This is a genomic window from Roseateles sp. Mitsp63 (assembly GCF_059491535.1).
Window position 1 is genome coordinate 5,844,817 of record NZ_CP168509.1, and the last position, 16,900, is coordinate 5,861,716.

Below are 16,900 nucleotides of genomic sequence, written 5' to 3' on the forward strand. Positions count from 1 at the left end.
TCTGGACAACTTGCGGGGCGACTCATAAATCCCGCTAAAGCGTTCGCCGCCTGACTCCCAGTTACGGCAACGCCCGAAGACTGAATCACAGGAGTTTAAATTGGCGAGCGATTTCCTCTTCACCTCGGAATCCGTATCTGAAGGCCACCCGGACAAGGTGGCGGACCAGATCTCCGATGCCATCCTCGACGCCGTCCTCGCCCAGGACCCGCGCTCCCGCGTCGCCGCCGAGACGCTGTGCAACACCGGCCTGGTGGTGCTGGCCGGCGAGATCACGACCAACGCCCACGTCGACTACATCCAGGTCGCCCGCGACACGATCAAGCGCATCGGCTACGACAACACCGAATACGGCATCGACTACAAGGGCTGCGCCGTGCTCGTGGCCTACGACAAGCAGAGCAACGACATCGCCCAGGGCGTGGACCAGGCCTCCGACGACCACCTGAACACCGGCGCCGGCGACCAGGGCCTGATGTTCGGCTACGCCTGCGACGAGACGCCCGAGCTGATGCCCGCGCCGATCTACTACGCGCACCGCCTGGTCGAGCGTCAGGCGCAACTGCGCAAGGACGGCCGCCTGCCCTTCCTGCGCCCGGACGCCAAGAGCCAGGTCACGATGCGCTACGTCGACGGCAAGCCGCACAGCATCGACACCGTGGTGCTGTCCACGCAGCACGCGCCCGAGATGTCGCTGGGCGACAAGATGAAGCCCGAGTTCTACGAGGCCGTCATCGAGGAGATCATCAAGCCGGTGCTGCCCAAGGAGTGGCTGCAGGACACGAAGTACCTGGTCAACCCGACCGGCCGCTTCGTCATCGGCGGCCCGCAGGGCGACTGCGGCCTGACGGGCCGCAAGATCATCGTCGACACCTACGGCGGCGCCTGCCCGCATGGCGGCGGCGCGTTCTCGGGCAAGGACCCGACGAAGGTGGACCGCTCGGCCGCCTACGCCGCCCGCTACGTGGCCAAGAACATCGTGGCCGCGGGTCTGGCCAAGCAGTGCCAGATCCAGGTCGCGTACGCGATCGGCGTGGCCCGTCCGATGAACGTCACCGTCTACACCGAGGGCACCGGCGTCATCTCCGACGACAAGATCGCCGCGCTGGTCAACGAGCACTTCGACCTGCGTCCCAAGGGCATCATCCAGATGCTGGACCTGCTGCGTCCGATCTACGGCAAGACGGCGGCCTACGGCCACTTCGGCCGCGAGGAGCCGGAGTTCTCGTGGGAGCGCACGGATAAGGCGAAAGCGCTGCGCGCCGCGGCGGGGCTGTAAGTCCTCTCCCCGGTCATTTGCCGCACATTCCCCGGACGGCATTGACTTGATCCCCTGATTCAGGGCCGCCTCGCGCGGCCCTGCGCATAGGCGGCGGGCCCCTGGCGCGGCAGAATCGACGCATGCATGCCCCGCCCGTCACGCCGTCCCCGCTGACCATCCTGATCGTCGACGACCAGAGCGCCACGCGCGTGGCGCTGACCGCGGAGCTCGATCGCGTCGGCCACCGCGTGCTGGAGGCCGACAGCGCCGAGTGGGCGCTGGAGCTGTTCCGCCGCTACCGGCCCGACGTGGTGCTGCTGGACGTCGAGATGCCCGGCCACGACGGCTACTGGACCGCCCGCGAGATGCGCACCGCCGAGCCCGGCGGCTGGACGCCGATCATCTTCCTCTCGCAGTTCAACCAGGACGAGGATGTCTGGAAGGGCATCGAGTCCGGCGGCGACGACTACCTGGTCAAGCCGGTCTCCGCGATGATCCTGCACGCCAAGCTGCGCGCGATGCAGCGCCTGGCGCAGATGCGGGCGCGGCTGGTGCAGATGTCCGAGGACCTGCGCGCCGCCAATGCGCAGCTGGAGGAGCTCTCCAGCGTGGACGCGCTGACCGGGCTGATGAACCGCCGCGCGCTCGACGCGCGGCTGCAGCAGGAGCTGGACCGCGCCCGCCGCGAGGGCAAGCCGCTGACGCTGATGCTGTGCGACGTCGACTACTTCAAGCGCTACAACGACGCCGCCGGCCACGTGGCGGGCGACGCCTGCCTGCGCCGCGTCGGCCAGCTGCTCAAGGAGACCTGCCGCCGCCCCAGCGACTGCGCCGGGCGCTATGGCGGCGAGGAATTCGCGCTGGTCCTGCCCAACACGCCGCGCTCGGGCGCGATGACCTATGCCCGCGCGCTGATGCGCACGATGGAGCTGGCGGCGATCCCGCACCCGGACTCCCCCACCGGCGGAACGCTCACGCTCTCGGGTGGCATCACCACCTGCCTGCCCGACGAGAGCACCAGCGCCGAGGGCCTGATCATCCGCGCCGACGACGCGCTCTACAACGCCAAGTCCACCGGCCGGAACCGCTTCTTCAGCTACGAGATGCAGATGGACACGCAGGAGCAGCGCCGCCAGGCCGCCCCGCCAGCCGCCCCCGCGCCATCATCCGCGCCACCGCCGCCGGCCTCCCCCACTTGAGGCATGCCCAGGCTGCCCGGCAGCCGAACCGGCCCCGCATAATCGGCTCCGGCACGCCTTGCTGCCGCCCGTCGATGCTGCCCGGCCATGGATCCCTCCGCCTCGCTGCCGCCGCTCCGCATCCTGGTCGTGGACGATCAGGCCAGCACGCGTGGTTTTCTGTGCCGCCAGCTGCAGGCCATCGGCCATCACACGCTGGAGGCTGATGGCGGCGACAGCGCGCTGACGCGCTTCGACGGCGAGCGCCCGGACCTGGTGCTGCTCGACGTCGAGATGCCTGGCCATGACGGCTACTGGGTCGCGAGCCAGATGCGCGCGCACGAGCGCGGCGGCTGGACGCCGATCATCTTCCTGTCCAGCCGCGACCGCGACCAGGATCTCTGGCAAGGCATCGAGTCCGGCGGCGACGACTACCTCGTCAAGCCGGTCTCCAACACGGTGCTGCAGGCCAAGCTGCGCGCGATGCAGCGGCTGCGGCGCATGCAGGCGCGGCTGCAGGAGGTCTCGGACGAGCTGCGTCACAGCAATGAGCGGCTCGAAAAGCTCTCCGGCGAGGACGCGCTGACGCGCCTGATGAACCGCCGCGCCTTCGATGCCCGGCTGGCGCAGGAGATCGCCTGCGCGCGGCGCGACCAGCAGCCGCTGACGCTGGCGCTGTGCGACATCGACCACTTCAAGCGCTACAACGACAGCTACGGCCACCTGGCCGGCGATGCCTGCCTGCAGCGGGTCGCGCAGTTGCTGCAGCAGACCTGCCGGCGCCCGCGCGACTGCGCCGCCCGCTACGGCGGCGAGGAGTTCGCGCTGATCCTGCCCGGCACGCCGCGCTCCGGCGCGATGACCTTCGCGCGAGCGGTGATGCGCACGCTGCGCAACTGCAACATGCGCCATCCGGATTCGGTCGAGTCCTACGTCACGCTGTCGGGCGGCATCACGACCTGCGTGCCGGATGCCGAGACCTCGGTCGAGGGGCTGCTGCGGCGCTCCGACGACGCGCTCTATACGGCGAAGTCGCGGGGGCGCAACCGCTTCTTCAGCTTCGAGATGCAGATGGACACCGTCGAGCAGGCGCCCAGCGGCTTCGCGCCGCTCTCCTGACAGAACCCGTGCCGCGCCGCGGTTACCGTCACGCCTTTCGATGACCGCTGCTTCCGAATGCCTGTGATCGACCACGACGCGCTGCGGCGTCATGCCATCGCCCGCACCTTCTTCAAGCCGACCACGCTGCTGCGCGCGATCCAGCGCCTGGGCTTCGTGCAGGCCGATCCGATCCGCGCGCCGGCGCGGGCACAGGACCTCATCCTGATGCACCGGGTGAAGGACTACCGCGCCGGCCAGCTCGAGGCGCGCTACGCGCGGCTGGCGGTCGAGGAGGACTGCCTGGTCAACTACGGCTTCCTGGCGCGCGAGACGCTGGCGCTGCTGCATCCGCGCGTCGCCCGCCGCGCCTGGGACGACGCGATGAACGCGCGCGCCGCCGAGGTGCTGGACTTCATCCGCGCGCGCGGCCGCACGCATCCGCAGGAGGTGCTGAAGGCCTTCAGCCACGGCCGCGTCGAGGGCTACTGGGGCGGCGAGCTCAACGCCAGCACGCACCTGCTCGACGGCATGCACTACCGCGGCCTGCTGCGCGTGGCGCGGCGCGACTCCGGCACCCGGGTCTACGAGGCGATCGAGCACGCGCCACCGGACGACAGCCCCGGCGCCCGCCGCGAGCGCGCCGGCGCGCTGCTCGACATGATCGTGGCGCTCTACGCGCCGCTGCCATCGCCGAGCCTGGGCTACCTGACGACGCTGCTGGGCTACGGCGCGCCGCACCTCAAGGCGGAGGCCCGGGACGTGCTCAAGCACGCGAAGTCGCGCTGGGCGCATGCGAAGGTCGACGGCGAGGTCTGGTACTGGCCCGCCGAGGAGAACCCCGCCTCGCGCGCCCACAGGCCCGAACCGGACCGGCTGCGCTTCCTCGCGCCGTTCGACCCGCTGGTCTGGGACCGCCGCCGTTTCGAGCGGCTGTGGGGCTGGGCCTACCGCTTCGAGGCCTACACCCCGGCGGCCAGGCGGACGATGGGGCACTACGCGCTGCCCATGCTCTGGGGCGAGCAGGTGATCGGCTGGGCCAACCTGAAGGTCGAGGACGGGACGCTGGTCCCGGACCTCGGCTTCATCGGCAAGCGCCCGCGCGACGCGGCCTTCCGCGCCGCGCTGGACGAGGCCTACGCCGGCATGGCGGCGTTCCTCGGACTCATGGACTGAGCCTTCAGGCGTTGACCAGCGCCAGCGACACGTCCGGATAGCGCGCGCCGGCGACCGGGTGCGCCTCGATCACGTCGCGCAGCTCCTCGCGCAGCACGTCGTTGAGGCGGATGCGCGCGGCCATCGCGTTCTCCTCCAGCCGCGTGATCGAGCGCGTGCCCGGGATCGGCACGACGTCCGGACCGCGGTCCAGCAGCCAGGCGAGCGCCAGTTGCGCCGGCGTCAGGCCGTGGTCGCGGGCCAGCGCGACGATCGCATCGGCCAGCGCCAGGTTCTGCGCCATCGAATCGCCCTGGAAGCGCGGATTGACGCGGCGCCAGTCATTGGCGGCCAGTTGATCGGCGCTGCGGATCGCGCCGGTCAGGAAGCCGCGCCCCAGCGGGCTGTACGGCACCAGCGCGATGCCCAGTTCGCGGCAGGTCGGCAGCACCTCGGCCTCGACGTCGCGCGTCCAGAGCGAGTACTCCGACTGCACCGCCGCGATCGGATGGACGCGATGGGCGCGGCGGATGGTCTCGGCGGAGGCCTCCGACAGCCCGAGGTGGCGCACCTTGCCGGCGCGCACCAGCTCGGCCATCGCGCCGACCGTCTCCTCGATCGGCACCGACTTGTCGACGCGGTGCAGGTAGTACAGGTCGATGTGGTTGACGCCGAGGCGGCGCAGGCTGGCGTCGCAGGACGCGTGGACATGCGCCGGCTTGCCGTTGACGCCGGCCGACAGGCCGTCGGCGTTGCGGACGATGCCGAACTTGGTCGCCAGCACGACCTCGCGCCGGCGGTTGGCCAGCAGGCCCGACAGCAGGCGCTCGTTGGCGCCATTGCCGTAGATGTCCGAGGTATCGAGGAAGTTCATTCCCAGGTCCAGCGCCCGGTGCAGGACGGCCATCGAGGTGGCCTCGTCGGCGGGACCGTAGAAATCGGACATCCCCATGCACCCGAGTCCGAGCGCGGAGACCTCCGGCCCATGGGCGCCAAGGCGGCGGCGGGGCAGTTGCGGCAGGTTGTTGAGCGGTTCCTTGGACATGATGGTCATGGCGCGACTCCTTGAAGGCGAGGTGGACGCGGCATCGACATGAGCGCCGCGATGTCCATCACTTTAGGAATCCGCCCCCCCGCGGGACCAGCGCAAAGCTCGCCCGTCCTTGCCCAATACTCCGGAACCCCGTCTCGCGCCCGCGCGGGCACTGGCGACGCGGGCGTCGCACTTGCACAATCCGCCGCATGGTCGCTCCCACCCCCATTCCCCTGGCCGACGGCTTCCCCGACGCGCTGCAGGCGCTGCGCGCGCAGATGGTGGACCTGACGCTGCGTCACATCGACGCCGACGGCTCGCGCCCCACGGCGATCCCCTGCCTCCAGCTGATCAAGGCCAGCTGCACCGCGCCCCGCACCGCGCCGGCGCTGTACGAGCCCGGCGTGGTCATCGTGCTGCAGGGTCGCAAGAAGGTCGAGCTCGGCGCCGAGACGCTGTTCTACGACCCGCTGCATTTCCTGCTGGTCTCGATGACGATGCTGCCCCGGGGCCAGGTCATCGACGCCACGCCGGAGAAGCCCTATCTGTGCGTGCGGGTCAGCTGCGACACGCCGACGCTGGCCGAGCTGATGCTCGAAGTCGGCCCGGCGAGCAGCGACGCGGCCCCCGCAGCGCAGTCGGGCCTCAACGTCGCGCCGGTGTCGGAGTCGCTGCTCGGCGCCGCGCTGCGGCTGATGCAGTTGCTGGACAACCCGCAGGACCAGCGCGTGCTGGGCCCGCTGCTGCAGCGCGAGATCTTCTACCGCGTGCTGACCGGCCCGCTGGGGCCGCGGCTGCGCGCGCTGGCGCAGCAGGACAGCGCGACGCGCCGCCTGTCCCGCGCGATCGACGAGCTGAACCGCCGCTTCCACGAGGCCATCAGCATCGAGGAGCTGGCCGAGGTCGCGCACATGAGCGCCTCGACGCTGCACCAGCGCTTCAAGCAGCTGACCAGCATGTCGCCGATGCAGTACCAGAAGCAGCTGCGGCTGCAGCACGCGCGCCGGCTGATGCTGGGCAGCGGGCTGGACGCGGCGGCCGCGGCGCATCAGGTCGGCTACGAGAGCGCCTCGCAGTTCAGCCGCGAGTACCGCCGGCTCTTCGGCACGCCGCCGCGGGCCGACATCGAGCAGCTGCTGCGCGCCGGATGAGGGCCGCGATGGACGACACCGCCATGGATACCGCGTCGCTGAGCGCGATGCTGGCGCGGCATGCGCCGCGCGAGGGCATCTGGCCCACGGCGCTGCCTCGGGTCTGGGTGATCCGCCTGGACGGGCCGGGCGGCGAGCTGGCGCACGCGGTGCAGCCCGCGGCGCTGTGCCTGATCGCGCAGGGCGCGAAGGAGGTGCGCCTCGGCGATGAGCGCTACGTCTACGACGCGGCGCGCTTCATGGTGTTCACCACCGATCTGCCGGTCAGCGGCCGCGTGATCGAGGCCTCGCCCGAGCGGCCCTACCTGTGCCTGCGGCTGGATTTCGACGCCGAGGAGGTCGCCGAGCTCGTCGCGCGCAGCGGCCCGCCCAAGGCGCCGGCCCCCTCGGCCGGCCACGGCGCCGATGACGGCGCCGACGACACGTCGCGCGGCCTCTTCGTGAGCGCCATCACTCCGGACATGCTGGACGCCGCGGACCGGCTGATGCGGCTGCTCGATCACCCGGAAGACCACGCCGCGCTGGCGCCGATGGCGATGCGCGAGCTGGTCTACCGCGTGCTGCGCAGCGAGCAGGGCGAGCGCCTGGCGCAGGTCGCGCGCGCGGACAGCCAGACCCAGCGCGTGCAGCGCGCGATCCGCTGGCTCAAGGCGCATTACGCGAAGCCGCTGCGCATCGAGGCGCTGGCGAAGGAGGCACACATGAGCGCGTCCTCGCTGCACCACCACTTCCGCGCGCTGACCTCGATGAGCCCGCTGCAGTACCAGAAGCAACTGCGGCTGCAGGAAGCGCGCCGGCTGCTGATCGCCGAGGGCCTGGAGGTGGCGCGCGCCGGTCATGCCGTCGGCTACGAAAGCCCGTCGCAATTCAGCCGCGAGTACAGCCGGCTCTATGGCGCGCCGCCCTCGCGCGATGCGGCCAGGCGGCGCGACACGCCGCCATCGCGGCTGACCGCCTGATCCGGCGGCACGCAGCGGCACACGAGATTTCGGCCGCTACTTGCCGAAGCAGCCGCCCGCCAGCATGGGGGCGCCCTTCATCCGGTCGTCGGTCGGATTGAGTTCGGCGACGCGGTTCTCATAGACGCGGGCGCACTTGCTGCCCTGGCGGACGATCTTCGAGCCGGACCCGCTGGTCGACGTGCTGGTCACGATGGGCAAGGTGCCCGCGGCATCGGCGATCGCCGATTCGACGGTGCGCCGCTCGCTGTGCGAGCGCGGATCGTTGCGGATCTGGTCGGCCATGTGGAAACGCGGATCGGCCGCGCCGCCGCCCTTGGGCAGCGCGAGATTGAGTGGCGAAGGGCCCGGGCCGGGCGGCGCGGACGCCGCCGAGGCCGGCGCCGCGGGTGCGGCGACGGTCTGGATCGCGGAGGTCGGCGGCGCGGCGGTCACGAGGACCTCCGGCGCCGCCACGACGATGGGGGCCGGGACGGGCGGCTGCTCCGGGCGGCGAGCCTCGTGCCGCGGGACCGGCACGGGCTGGCGTTCGGCCGCCAGCGGCAGCAGCCGCACCTCGGTCAGCCGTGGCGGCTCGCGGCGCCCATGCGAGCGCCATCCATGGTCCATCCACAGCACCGACACCGCGACGCCCTGCACCAGCAGGGCCGCCGCCAATCCGATCCACCGCCGCCCGCGCGCGGGGCCGTTCCACTGCGCCGCGGTCATGCTGGCGCGCCGCCTCGATCCATCGCGCCCTCCCCGGCGGACGTGTTCCGGGGCGCGATCCTAGCCGCACACCGCGCCGCCGCCGGAGGTCGGCGCCTGGCGGCCTGACGCGCGCTTCATGAACCCTTCATGTGGCGCGAGACCGAGCCGTCAGACGCTGGCGCGATCAGGCCTCGTCGCGATCCAGCGAGGCCGACAACGCCGCATACGCCTCGACTTCGGCCATGCGCAGGCCGAAGGTCTCGCGCGCCATCGCCAGCGCGTCCGAGCCCGCCACGAAGTGCAGCGGCGGCGCCGGCATCGCCGCCAGTTCGACGAAGGCCCGGCCCAGCTTGACCGGGTCGCCGGGCTGCTGGTGGTTGTAGGCCTCGTAGGTCGACAGCGGCGGCGTCGGCAGCGTGGCGTAGTCCGCGATCGCGCGCGAGCCGTAGCGGACCGAGCTGGCGTCGAGGAAGTCGGTGCGGAAGAAGCCCGGCTCGACGACCGTCACCCGGATGTTGAAGCCGGCCAGTTCGGGCGCCAGCGAGGCGCTGAAGCCGTCGACGGCGAACTTGGTCGCGCAGTAGACCGCCGCGCCGTCGAAGCCGCGGAAACCGCCGACCGACGCGATGTTGATCACGTGGCCGTCGCGCTGACGGCGCATCACCGGCAGCACCGCCCGGGTCACGTGCATCAGGCCGAACACATTGGTCGCGAACTGGCGCTCGATGTCGGCGGCGGCGATCTCCTCGAATAGGCCGAGCTGCCCGTAGCCCGCGTTGTTGACCAGCACGTCGATGCGTCCGAAGCGCGCCACGGCCTGCTCGACCGCGTGGGCGGCGTCGGCCTCGCGGGCCACGTCCAGCGGCAGGCACAGCACCGCGTCGCCATGGCTGGCGTACGCCGTCCTGAGCGCCTCGGCGTTGCGGCCGGTGGCGACGACGCGGTCGCCGGCGGCCAGCGCGGCGCGCGCGATTTCCAGGCCGAAGCCGCGGTTCGCGCCGGTGATGAACCAGATCTTGCTCATGGGAATCCGTCCTTGACAGGGAACGAGGGGTTGAGAGGGGAATCAGGGGACGGAGTCACTGTAGGAACGGACGGGACGGCCGGCGTGCCCGTTCCGGCGGACCGCTTGCACGATCCGCCACGGACGCCGCCGCGCCCCTGCCGGATGTCGCCACCGTGACCGGCTTAGCACCTTCGCGCCCCAGGAAACCGTGGGGGATGCGCGAAATGGGCGCTTGCGCTACACTCCGCAGCTTGGATTCGCACAAGACCACCCTCTTCAGGTCTTTCTCTGCAGCCCCTCCTGGCTCTCTCACGGGCCCTTCTGCGAGCGGCTCGCATCTGCATCAGCCCCCGGTTCGTGCGCTTGAGCGTTTCTGGCTTCGGTCCGTTCGCGCGTCTTCGGCGCGCGTGACAGCCGGGGCAACTTTCCGTGCCTGTCCCGGACCCGTGTCAACGGATCGGGACGGTGCACGTTCCCAAACCGCGCCAAGACGGTTGCTTATTGCGATTGCCTGTCAAGGCGCACACCTCATGAGAACTATGCGAAACAAAAGCATTGAGGTGGGGCGATTCCTTGTCTCACCCATGTCCAAACCCCATGCCGACGGCGGTTTCGCCGCGGCGGTCTCGATCAGGTCGGGACGCGGCATGGCAAGCATTGATCGCGTCATGCGATTCGTGCCGGCCTTCGAGACCCGCCGCGCCGCGTTGCGCTACGCGGAGAACGAAGGCACGGCCTGGGCGCGCAGCCACTGAGCGGCGCACCATTGATCCCGAGGCGAAGGCCTGCGTCCCGACGCGACCGCCGCCCTTTTCATCTTCAAGATAGGAGCATCCCGCATGGCCAAGGAAGAACTGATTGAAATGCAGGGCGTCGTCAACGAAATCCTCCCGGACTCGCGCTTCCGCGTGACCCTGGAGAACGGCCACCAGGTCATCGCCTACACGGGCGGAAAGATGCGCAAGCATCACATCCGCATCCTGGCCGGCGATGCGGTGTCCCTCGAGATGTCGCCCTATGACCTGACCAAGGGCCGGATCACCTTCCGTCACCTGGCGCGCTCGAACCACTCGGGCCCGCCGCCGGTCCGCCGCTGAATCGTGCCGCCGCCGCGGGGGACCTGTCTCCCGCGGCGGCGTCTGCGTTCATGAGTTCCGCCCCGCCCGCCGTCGAAGCCGACGACCCGATGCCCTTGCCGCCCCCGCAGCCGGACATCGACGCCTGCTGCGGCAACGGCTGCGATCCGTGCATCTTCGACCTGCACGACCTGGCGATGGACGATTACCGGCAACGGCTGCGCGCCTGGAAGGGCCGTCACCCCGAGGCGTCCTGACCAGCGCCTCCCACCTCCACCTTCGAAGGGCCGCCTCGCGCGGCCCTTTCCATTTGGGGAAGTCTCCCCCCTGGCTCCCCCCGCCCATCCAAGGCCGGATTGCGTTTCGTGACCTTTCAGGGACATTCCCGGGATTCAGAACCGGCGCCGGACGGCCGACATTCCTGACAGGCGCCGCGCTTGCCGTGCCGGCGCAGGTTTCCCGTGCGGAGGTCTGAATGTTCATGCCTGGCCCGTCCCATGTCCCCGCCCCGCGTTCCGACGCGCAGGCCAACCTGCGCTTCGCGCTCGCCCGGCTGAGCGCCGATTGGCGGCATCTGGACCTGCTGCCGCTTGAAGTGCTGCTGCGCCATCTGCTGATGGCGGAGCACCGCTGCATGCCGCACCCGAGCGTGCTGCGCGAGCGCCCCACCAACCGCTGGCTGCTGCCGCGGCTGCGCCGCCGGCGCATCGAGGTGGCCGGGCGCCTGGTCGCACTGGGCGGGCGGGTCAGCCATGCGGCGCTGGCGCGCGTGCTGCCGCGCGGGCATGACTGGCCGGGGATTTCAGCGCTGGTCGGCCGCCACGCCTGGGATCCGGTCGAGGGCCGCCAGCCGCGCGGCCGCCGGCCGGTGGTCGACGAGCCGGCCTATCCCCGCGCCGCGAGCAGCGCGCCCGCCACCTCGGCGAAGCCCGCGCCGCGCGCCGCGGCGGTGACGTAGACGGGCGGATGATCCAGCATTGGCAGGAAGCGCGCGATGTTGGCCACCCCCACCGACAGCGGCACCCGCTCGAACATCAGCTGATCGTTGGTCGAGTCGCCGACATACACCCACTCCCGGGGATCGAAATCCCGCCCGGTCAGCCGTTTCACCGCCCAATGGGCGGCGCTCCACTTGCTGTGATCGCCGATCCAGCCGTTGACGTGGATCGAACTCACCGTCGCCACCAGTCCATGCGCCCGCATCCGGTCGCAGATGGCCGCGATGGCGCCGTCATCGAGCGCGGCGAACTCGCCGTGGTCGATCGCGATGTCGGTGAGCCGCCCGGCGCTGTCGCGCGCCCGCGCGGCGCCGGGCACCGCCGCGACGATGTCGTCGGCGCAGGCCTGCAGGCGCGCGAAGTTCGCGGCGCGCGTCGCGTCGTCCTGCGCGAACTCGGTGGCCAGCGCGTCCCCCTCCCGGTGGAGCAGCACACCCCCGTTCTCCGCGACGATCCCCCGCACGGGCCAGGCCATGGCGAAGGGCTCGCTCCATCCGGCGGGGCGTCCGGTGATCGCGATCACCGGCACGCCCGCCGCGCGCAGCCGCTCCAGCGCGTCGAGCGCCACGGGCGCGATCGCCGCCACCGCGGCCTCGCCGGTGAGCGTGTCGTCGATGTCGGTCAGCACGCCGCGCACGCCGTGCCAGGCCTCACGGGGACAGTCGGTCAGGGGCTTCATCGCTCGCATGGGCCGGGATTGTGCGTCTACAATCGCGCCCTGTTCCGAGGAGCGTTGCGACCTCCCACCCCATCGAGGCCAGGCTCGGAACCGCCGCGCGGCGACATGTCCGCGGCCATGGCAACCGCGCTCACCCGTCGACCCCTTCCTGGGCCGGGTGAGGACCGAGCGGCAAAGCGCCGACCTTCCCTTCTCCGGTTTCCAGTTCGCTGGCGTCGACGGCCCATCCTCGCAGGAGTCCGCATGACCGCCCAACTGAAGCCGCTGGCCCAAGACCAGTACCTGATCAAAGACCTGTCGCTGGCCGATTGGGGCCGCAAGGAGATCAAGATCGCCGAGAGCGAGATGCCCGCGCTGATGGCGATCCGCCAGGAATACGCCGCGGCCCAGCCGCTCAAGGGCGCGCGCATCACCGGCTCGCTGCACATGACGATCCAGACCGCCGTGCTGGTCGAGACGCTGCAGGCGCTGGGCGCCGAGGTCCGCTGGGCCTCGTGCAACATCTTCTCGACGCAGGACCACGCCGCCGCCGCGCTGGTGGCCACCGGCACCCCCGTCTTCGCCTACAAGGGGGAGACGCTGGAGGACTACTGGGACTACACCCACCGCATCTTCGAGTTCGGCGCCAAGGGCACGCCGGGCGAAGGCCCCAACATGATCCTGGATGACGGCGGCGACGCGACGCTGCTGATGCACCTGGGCCAGAAGGCCGAGAAGGACCTGTCGGTCCTGGCCAATCCGGGCAGCGAAGAGGAGCGCATCCTGTTCGCCGCGATCAGGAAGAAGATCTCGGAAGACGCCAGCTGGTACACCCGCAAGAGCGCCGAGATCATCGGCGTGACCGAGGAGACCACCACCGGCGTGCACCGCCTGAAGGAGATGTCGGACAAGGGCACGCTGCTGTTCCGCGCGATCAACGTCAACGACTCGGTCACCAAGAGCAAGTTCGACAACCTGTACGGCTGCCGCGAGTCGCTGGTGGACGGCATCAAGCGCGCCACCGACGTCATGATCGCCGGCAAGATCGCCGTGATCGCCGGCTACGGCGACGTGGGCAAGGGCTCGGCGCAGGCGATGCGCGCGCTGTCGGCCCAGGTCTGGGTCACCGAGATCGATCCGATCTGCGCGCTGCAGGCCGCGATGGAAGGCTTCCGCGTCGTGACGATGGAGTACGCCGCCGACAAGGCCGACATCTTCGTGACCACGACCGGCAACAAGGGCGTGATCCGCCACGAGCACATGGCCGCGATGAAGCACAACGCCATCGTCTGCAACATCGGCCACTTCGACAACGAGATCGACATCGCCTCGATCGAGAAGTACGAGTGGGAAGAGATCAAGCCGCAGGTCGACCACGTGATCTTCCCGGACGGCAAGCGCATCATCCTGCTGGCCAAGGGCCGCCTCGTGAACCTGGGCTGCGGCACGGGCCATCCGAGCTACGTGATGTCCTCGAGCTTCGCCAACCAGACGATCGCGCAGATCGAGCTGTTCGCGCACAAGGACGCCTATGCCGTCGGCAAGGTCTACGTGCTGCCCAAGCACCTGGACGAGCACGTCGCGCGTCTGCAGCTCAAGACGCTGAACGCGCAGCTGTCGGAACTGACGGACGAGCAGGCCGCCTACATCGGCGTCTCCAAGTCCGGCCCGTACAAGCCCGACACCTACCGCTACTGATCCGCGCGAGCCTCTGAACCCGATGAGAGCCGATCAGCTCCTCGTCTCATCCGGCCTGGCGCCGACGCGATCGGCCGCGCAGCGGCTGATCGAGCGCGGCGCCGTGCAATGGGACTCGCCCAAGGGCTGGATCCCGTTGAAGAAGGCCGGCGAGGCGCTGCCCGGGCAGGCGCGGCTGCGCGTCACCGACGACGCGGAGCTGCGCTATGTCTCGCGCGGCGGATTGAAGCTGGAGGGCGCGCTCCGCCTGGCCGGCGTCGATCCGGCGGGGAGGGTCGCGCTCGATGTCGGCCAGAGCACTGGCGGCTTCACCGACTGCCTGCTGAAGGCGGGCGCCGCGCGCGTCGTCGGCATCGACGTCGGGCATGGCCAGCTGCATGCCTCGCTGCAGGACGATCCTCGCGTCGACGCGCTCGAGGGCACGCATGTGCGCGAGCTCGCCGGCTCGCGGCTGCGCGACCTGGCGCCGCCCGGCGGCTTCGCGCTGATCGTCGGTGACCTCAGCTTCATCTCGATGATCGGCGCGCTGCCGCAGCTCGATCCGTGGCTCGCCGCGGACGGCCAGGCGCTGCTGCTGGTCAAGCCGCAGTTCGAGCTCGGCCCGCAGGCCATCGGCAAGGGCGGGCTGGTCAAGGACCCCTCGCTCTATCCGGTGCTCGAGCAGCAGGCGCGCGACGCGGCCGCGGCGCTCGGCTGGTCGGTGCAAGGCTGGTTCGACAGCCCCATCACCGGCGGCGACGGCAACCGCGAATTCTTCCTGTGGGCGCGCAAGGCGGCCGCCTGAGCGCCGCCCGCTCCACCTCACCGATCCCCGGATCCCCCGATTCCATCGACCCTCCAGGACGCAGCGCCATGACGACCCCGGTCAGCATCGAATTCTTCCCGCCCAACACGCCCGTCGGCACCGAGAAGCTGAAGACCGTCGTGCAGGACCTGCGCGCGGTGAATCCGCAGTACTTCAGCGTCACCTACGGCGCCGGCGGCTCGACGCGCGAGAAGACGCTCTCGACCGTCGCCGGCATCGCGGCGCAGGGCTTCGACGCCGCGCCGCACCTGTCCTGCGTCGGCTCGACGCGCGAGAACATCGCCGAGATCCTCGCCACCTACCGCGCGCAGCACATCCGCCGCGTCGTCGCGCTGCGCGGCGACCTGCCCAGCGGCACGGCGACGGCGGGCGAGTTCCGCTACGCCGCGGAGCTGGTGCGCTTCATCCGCGAGACGCAGGGCGAGGACTGGGACATCGAGGTCGCCGCCTATCCCGAGTACCACCCGCAGCAGCGCTACGCGGCGCGCGACCTGCAGTTCTTCGCCGACAAGGTGCGCGCCGGCGCCAGCGGCGCGATCACGCAGTTCTTCTACAACCCCGATGCCTACTTCCATTTCATCGACGCGACACGCGCGATGGGCGTGGACGTGCCCATCGTGCCGGGCATCATGCCGATCAACAACTACGCGCGCATCGCGCAGTTCGCGCAGCGCGACGGCATCGAGATCCCGCGCTGGGTCGCGCTGAAGATGGAGGGCTACATGGATGACGCCGCCTCGGTGCGCGCCTTCGGCCTGGATGTCGTCGCGCGGCTGTGCGAACGCCTCATCGCCGGCGGCGTGCCGGGGCTGCACTTCTATACGCTCAACCAGAGCGCGCTGACGCTGGAGTTGTGCAAACGCCTCGGCCTCGCGGCCAAAGCTTGATAACGAGCAAGCGCTCTTCGACGTTCGCGGGAACTTCCCCGGTTCCCTGGCGTTCCTTGTGATGGGTCAAGGTTCACGCCGGAGGGCGGGCGTTCAATCCCGGGTCATTCATTGACCCCCATGGAGTGAACGCATGTCCCGCATCCCCGTCCTGTCCCGCCCTTCGACCGCCCTCGCCGCGCTGGCCGCGCTGATGACGGCGGCCGCCCTGCCGGCCCAGGCACAGAGCAGCCCGTGGCTGCTGCGCGCCCGCGCCGTCAACATCGATCCGGCGGACAAGGGCCACACCACGCCCGACCTGGGCCTGTCGCTGAGCCGCAAGACGATCCCGGAAGTCGACTTCAGCTACTTCCTCACGCCGAACCTGGCCGCCGAACTGGTCCTGACGGTGCCGCAGCGGCACCGGCTGTATTCCAAGGGCACTCGGATCGGCTCGGTGAAGCACCTGCCGCCGACGCTGACGCTGCAGTACCACTTCAATCCCGAAGGCACCTTCCGCCCCTACGTCGGCGCCGGCCTGAACTACACCTTCTTCTCCGGCGCTCGCTTCGAGCCGGCCGTCCAGGCCCTGCAGCCGAGCATCGAGAAGCACAGCCTCGGCTTCGCCGCGCAGGCCGGCTTCGACGTGGCGCTGGACAAGCAGTGGACGATCAACGTCGACATCAAGAAGCTTCAGATGGGCACCGAGGTCCGCTCGGCCGGCTCGGCCATCGGCAAGTTCAAGATCGATCCGCTGCTGATCGGCGTGGGCGCCGGCTACCGCTTCTGACGCACGGGCGCGGAGCCGCAGGCTCCGCCCGGAAAGCCGAAGGGCCGCGCGATGCGGCCCTTCGTCATGGGGCGTCCCGCGCGCGGCGGGATCGTCCGTCGAGGATCAGTCCTCGTTCTTGAACACCAGCTTGACCTCGTGGGTCTCCTTCTGGCCGCTGGGTTCGAACTTCCAGTCCATCAGCGCGCGGGTCACGGCCTTGTCGAAGACCTTGCGCGGTTCGGCTTCCAGGATCTCGACGCCCGAGACCTTGCCATCGGGCTCGATGTTCATCTTGGCGCGCACCGAGCCCTGCGAAATCGACTGGCGGGCGGCTTCGGCCGGGAACTCCGGCGGCACCTTCTTCACGATTTTCGGCGTGGCGTGGGCGCCGGCGGCCAGGGCCAGCGCGGCGGCCAGGCCCAGCAGGGTGCGGGAAACGGTGTGGGTCAGGTTCTTGCTCATCTTGGGACCTCGTACGTCTTGGGTGAGGAAAGCG

At 70.3% G+C, this 16,900-nt stretch carries 18 protein-coding genes and 1 riboswitch; of the genes, 13 read left to right on the forward strand and 5 right to left on the reverse strand.

All coding sequences use genetic code 11. The annotated features are described in order from the left end of the window. The first annotated feature begins 100 nt into the window (after positions 1-100). The 4 genes from metK to ACEN96_RS25340 all read left to right on the forward strand — a co-directional run bounded on the left by metK (position 101) and on the right by ACEN96_RS25340 (position 4,713). Positions 101-1,279, forward strand: a complete 1,179-nt coding sequence (metK, locus tag ACEN96_RS25325; RefSeq protein WP_495585780.1) for a methionine adenosyltransferase — start codon at positions 101-103, stop codon at positions 1,277-1,279. 122 nt (positions 1,280-1,401) lie between these two features. Further along, positions 1,402-2,460, forward strand: a complete 1,059-nt coding sequence (locus ACEN96_RS25330; protein ID WP_495585781.1) for a GGDEF domain-containing response regulator — start codon at positions 1,402-1,404, stop codon at positions 2,458-2,460. A gap of 87 nt (positions 2,461-2,547) precedes the next feature. Beyond that, entirely contained in the window at positions 2,548-3,558 is a 1,011-nt protein-coding gene (locus tag ACEN96_RS25335) for a GGDEF domain-containing response regulator (RefSeq protein WP_495585782.1), read from the forward strand. A gap of 57 nt (positions 3,559-3,615) precedes the next feature. Further along, complete coding sequence (locus ACEN96_RS25340) at positions 3,616-4,713, forward strand: DNA glycosylase AlkZ-like family protein (RefSeq protein WP_495585783.1); 1,098 nt, start codon at positions 3,616-3,618, stop codon at positions 4,711-4,713. 4 nt (positions 4,714-4,717) lie between these two features. Here ACEN96_RS25340 and ACEN96_RS25345 read toward each other — a convergent pair whose 3' ends face one another. Then, positions 4,718-5,746, reverse strand: coding sequence for an aldo/keto reductase (locus ACEN96_RS25345; protein WP_495585784.1), 1,029 nt, complete (start codon positions 5,744-5,746; stop codon positions 4,718-4,720). A gap of 188 nt (positions 5,747-5,934) precedes the next feature. Here ACEN96_RS25345 and ACEN96_RS25350 point away from each other — a divergent pair, with 188 nt between their 5' ends. Then, positions 5,935-6,876, forward strand: coding sequence for an AraC family transcriptional regulator (locus ACEN96_RS25350; RefSeq protein ID WP_495585785.1), 942 nt, complete (start codon positions 5,935-5,937; stop codon positions 6,874-6,876). Between the two features lie 8 nt (positions 6,877-6,884). After that, on the forward strand, positions 6,885-7,835 hold the full coding sequence (locus tag ACEN96_RS25355) for an AraC family transcriptional regulator (protein WP_495585786.1): 951 nt from the start codon (positions 6,885-6,887) through the stop codon (positions 7,833-7,835). Between the two features lie 36 nt (positions 7,836-7,871). On the opposite strand, the gene ACEN96_RS25360 is transcribed toward ACEN96_RS25355, so the two are convergent. Next, entirely contained in the window at positions 7,872-8,543 is a 672-nt protein-coding gene (locus ACEN96_RS25360; protein WP_495585787.1) for a hypothetical protein, read from the reverse strand. 166 nt (positions 8,544-8,709) lie between these two features. Continuing rightward, positions 8,710-9,549, reverse strand: coding sequence for an oxidoreductase (locus ACEN96_RS25365; RefSeq protein ID WP_495585788.1), 840 nt, complete (start codon positions 9,547-9,549; stop codon positions 8,710-8,712). A gap of 821 nt (positions 9,550-10,370) precedes the next feature. Between ACEN96_RS25365 and infA the strand changes: the two genes are divergently transcribed. From infA to ACEN96_RS25380, 3 genes are all read left to right on the forward strand, one after another. After that, the gene (infA, locus tag ACEN96_RS25370; protein WP_343642056.1) at positions 10,371-10,628 is read left to right on the forward strand and encodes a translation initiation factor IF-1; all 258 of its coding nucleotides are present in this window, start codon (positions 10,371-10,373) and stop codon (positions 10,626-10,628) included. A 50-nt stretch (positions 10,629-10,678) separates the two neighbouring features. After that, entirely contained in the window at positions 10,679-10,864 is a 186-nt protein-coding gene (locus ACEN96_RS25375; protein WP_495585789.1) for an oxidoreductase-like domain-containing protein, read from the forward strand. Between the two features lie 224 nt (positions 10,865-11,088). Further along, positions 11,089-11,565: a hypothetical protein gene (locus tag ACEN96_RS25380; RefSeq protein WP_495585790.1), complete on the forward strand. Its 477-nt coding sequence runs from the start codon at positions 11,089-11,091 to the stop codon at positions 11,563-11,565. On the opposite strand, the gene ACEN96_RS25385 is transcribed toward ACEN96_RS25380, so the two are convergent. Further along, the gene (locus tag ACEN96_RS25385) at positions 11,493-12,284 is read right to left on the reverse strand and encodes an HAD-IIB family hydrolase (protein ID WP_495585791.1); all 792 of its coding nucleotides are present in this window, start codon (positions 12,282-12,284) and stop codon (positions 11,493-11,495) included. The genes ACEN96_RS25380 and ACEN96_RS25385 overlap by 73 nt on opposite strands. Positions 12,285-12,324: 40 nt before the next feature. Beyond that, a riboswitch (S-adenosyl-L-homocysteine riboswitch) is annotated at positions 12,325-12,423 on the forward strand. Positions 12,424-12,527: 104 nt separating this feature from the next. Here ACEN96_RS25385 and ahcY point away from each other — a divergent pair. From ahcY to ACEN96_RS25405, 4 genes are all read left to right on the forward strand, one after another. Then, positions 12,528-13,961, forward strand: a complete 1,434-nt coding sequence (ahcY, locus tag ACEN96_RS25390) for an adenosylhomocysteinase (protein ID WP_495585792.1) — start codon at positions 12,528-12,530, stop codon at positions 13,959-13,961. A 22-nt stretch (positions 13,962-13,983) separates the two neighbouring features. Continuing rightward, positions 13,984-14,745 carry a TlyA family RNA methyltransferase gene (locus ACEN96_RS25395; RefSeq protein WP_495585793.1) on the forward strand — a complete coding sequence of 254 codons (762 nt, stop codon included), beginning with the start codon at positions 13,984-13,986 and terminating at the stop codon, positions 14,743-14,745. Between the two features lie 68 nt (positions 14,746-14,813). Beyond that, a complete protein-coding gene (gene metF / locus ACEN96_RS25400) occupies positions 14,814-15,653 on the forward strand; it encodes a methylenetetrahydrofolate reductase [NAD(P)H] (protein WP_495585794.1) in 840 nt (279 codons plus the stop codon). Between the two features lie 133 nt (positions 15,654-15,786). Next, complete coding sequence (locus ACEN96_RS25405; RefSeq protein WP_495585795.1) at positions 15,787-16,422, forward strand: OmpW/AlkL family protein; 636 nt, start codon at positions 15,787-15,789, stop codon at positions 16,420-16,422. A gap of 105 nt (positions 16,423-16,527) precedes the next feature. On the opposite strand, the gene ACEN96_RS25410 is transcribed toward ACEN96_RS25405, so the two are convergent. Continuing rightward, positions 16,528-16,866, reverse strand: a complete 339-nt coding sequence (locus ACEN96_RS25410) for an energy transducer TonB (protein ID WP_495585796.1) — start codon at positions 16,864-16,866, stop codon at positions 16,528-16,530. Positions 16,867-16,900 lie beyond the last annotated feature (34 nt).

Excerpts from the sequence above, each read along its gene's own strand:
- ACEN96_RS25330 (WP_495585781.1), top strand. The coding sequence starts at position 1,402 with ATGCATGCCCCGCCCGTCACGCCGTCCCCGCTGACCATCCTGATCGTC.
- ACEN96_RS25335 (WP_495585782.1), top strand. The coding sequence starts at position 2,548 with ATGGATCCCTCCGCCTCGCTGCCGCCGCTCCGCATCCTGGTCGTGGAC.
- ACEN96_RS25340 (WP_495585783.1), top strand. The coding sequence starts at position 3,616 with ATGCCTGTGATCGACCACGACGCGCTGCGGCGTCATGCCATCGCCCGC.
- ACEN96_RS25345 (WP_495585784.1), bottom strand. The coding sequence starts at position 5,746 with ATGACCATCATGTCCAAGGAACCGCTCAACAACCTGCCGCAACTGCCC.
- ACEN96_RS25350 (WP_495585785.1), top strand. The coding sequence starts at position 5,935 with ATGGTCGCTCCCACCCCCATTCCCCTGGCCGACGGCTTCCCCGACGCG.
- ACEN96_RS25355 (WP_495585786.1), top strand. The coding sequence starts at position 6,885 with ATGGACGACACCGCCATGGATACCGCGTCGCTGAGCGCGATGCTGGCG.
- ACEN96_RS25360 (WP_495585787.1), bottom strand. The coding sequence starts at position 8,543 with ATGACCGCGGCGCAGTGGAACGGCCCCGCGCGCGGGCGGCGGTGGATC.
- ACEN96_RS25365 (WP_495585788.1), bottom strand. The coding sequence starts at position 9,549 with ATGAGCAAGATCTGGTTCATCACCGGCGCGAACCGCGGCTTCGGCCTG.
- infA (WP_343642056.1), top strand. The coding sequence starts at position 10,371 with ATGGCCAAGGAAGAACTGATTGAAATGCAGGGCGTCGTCAACGAAATC.
- ACEN96_RS25375 (WP_495585789.1), top strand. The coding sequence starts at position 10,679 with ATGAGTTCCGCCCCGCCCGCCGTCGAAGCCGACGACCCGATGCCCTTG.
- ACEN96_RS25380 (WP_495585790.1), top strand. The coding sequence starts at position 11,089 with ATGCCTGGCCCGTCCCATGTCCCCGCCCCGCGTTCCGACGCGCAGGCC.
- ACEN96_RS25385 (WP_495585791.1), bottom strand. The coding sequence starts at position 12,284 with ATGAAGCCCCTGACCGACTGTCCCCGTGAGGCCTGGCACGGCGTGCGC.
- ahcY (WP_495585792.1), top strand. The coding sequence starts at position 12,528 with ATGACCGCCCAACTGAAGCCGCTGGCCCAAGACCAGTACCTGATCAAA.
- ACEN96_RS25395 (WP_495585793.1), top strand. The coding sequence starts at position 13,984 with ATGAGAGCCGATCAGCTCCTCGTCTCATCCGGCCTGGCGCCGACGCGA.
- metF (WP_495585794.1), top strand. The coding sequence starts at position 14,814 with ATGACGACCCCGGTCAGCATCGAATTCTTCCCGCCCAACACGCCCGTC.
- ACEN96_RS25405 (WP_495585795.1), top strand. The coding sequence starts at position 15,787 with ATGTCCCGCATCCCCGTCCTGTCCCGCCCTTCGACCGCCCTCGCCGCG.
- ACEN96_RS25410 (WP_495585796.1), bottom strand. The coding sequence starts at position 16,866 with ATGAGCAAGAACCTGACCCACACCGTTTCCCGCACCCTGCTGGGCCTG.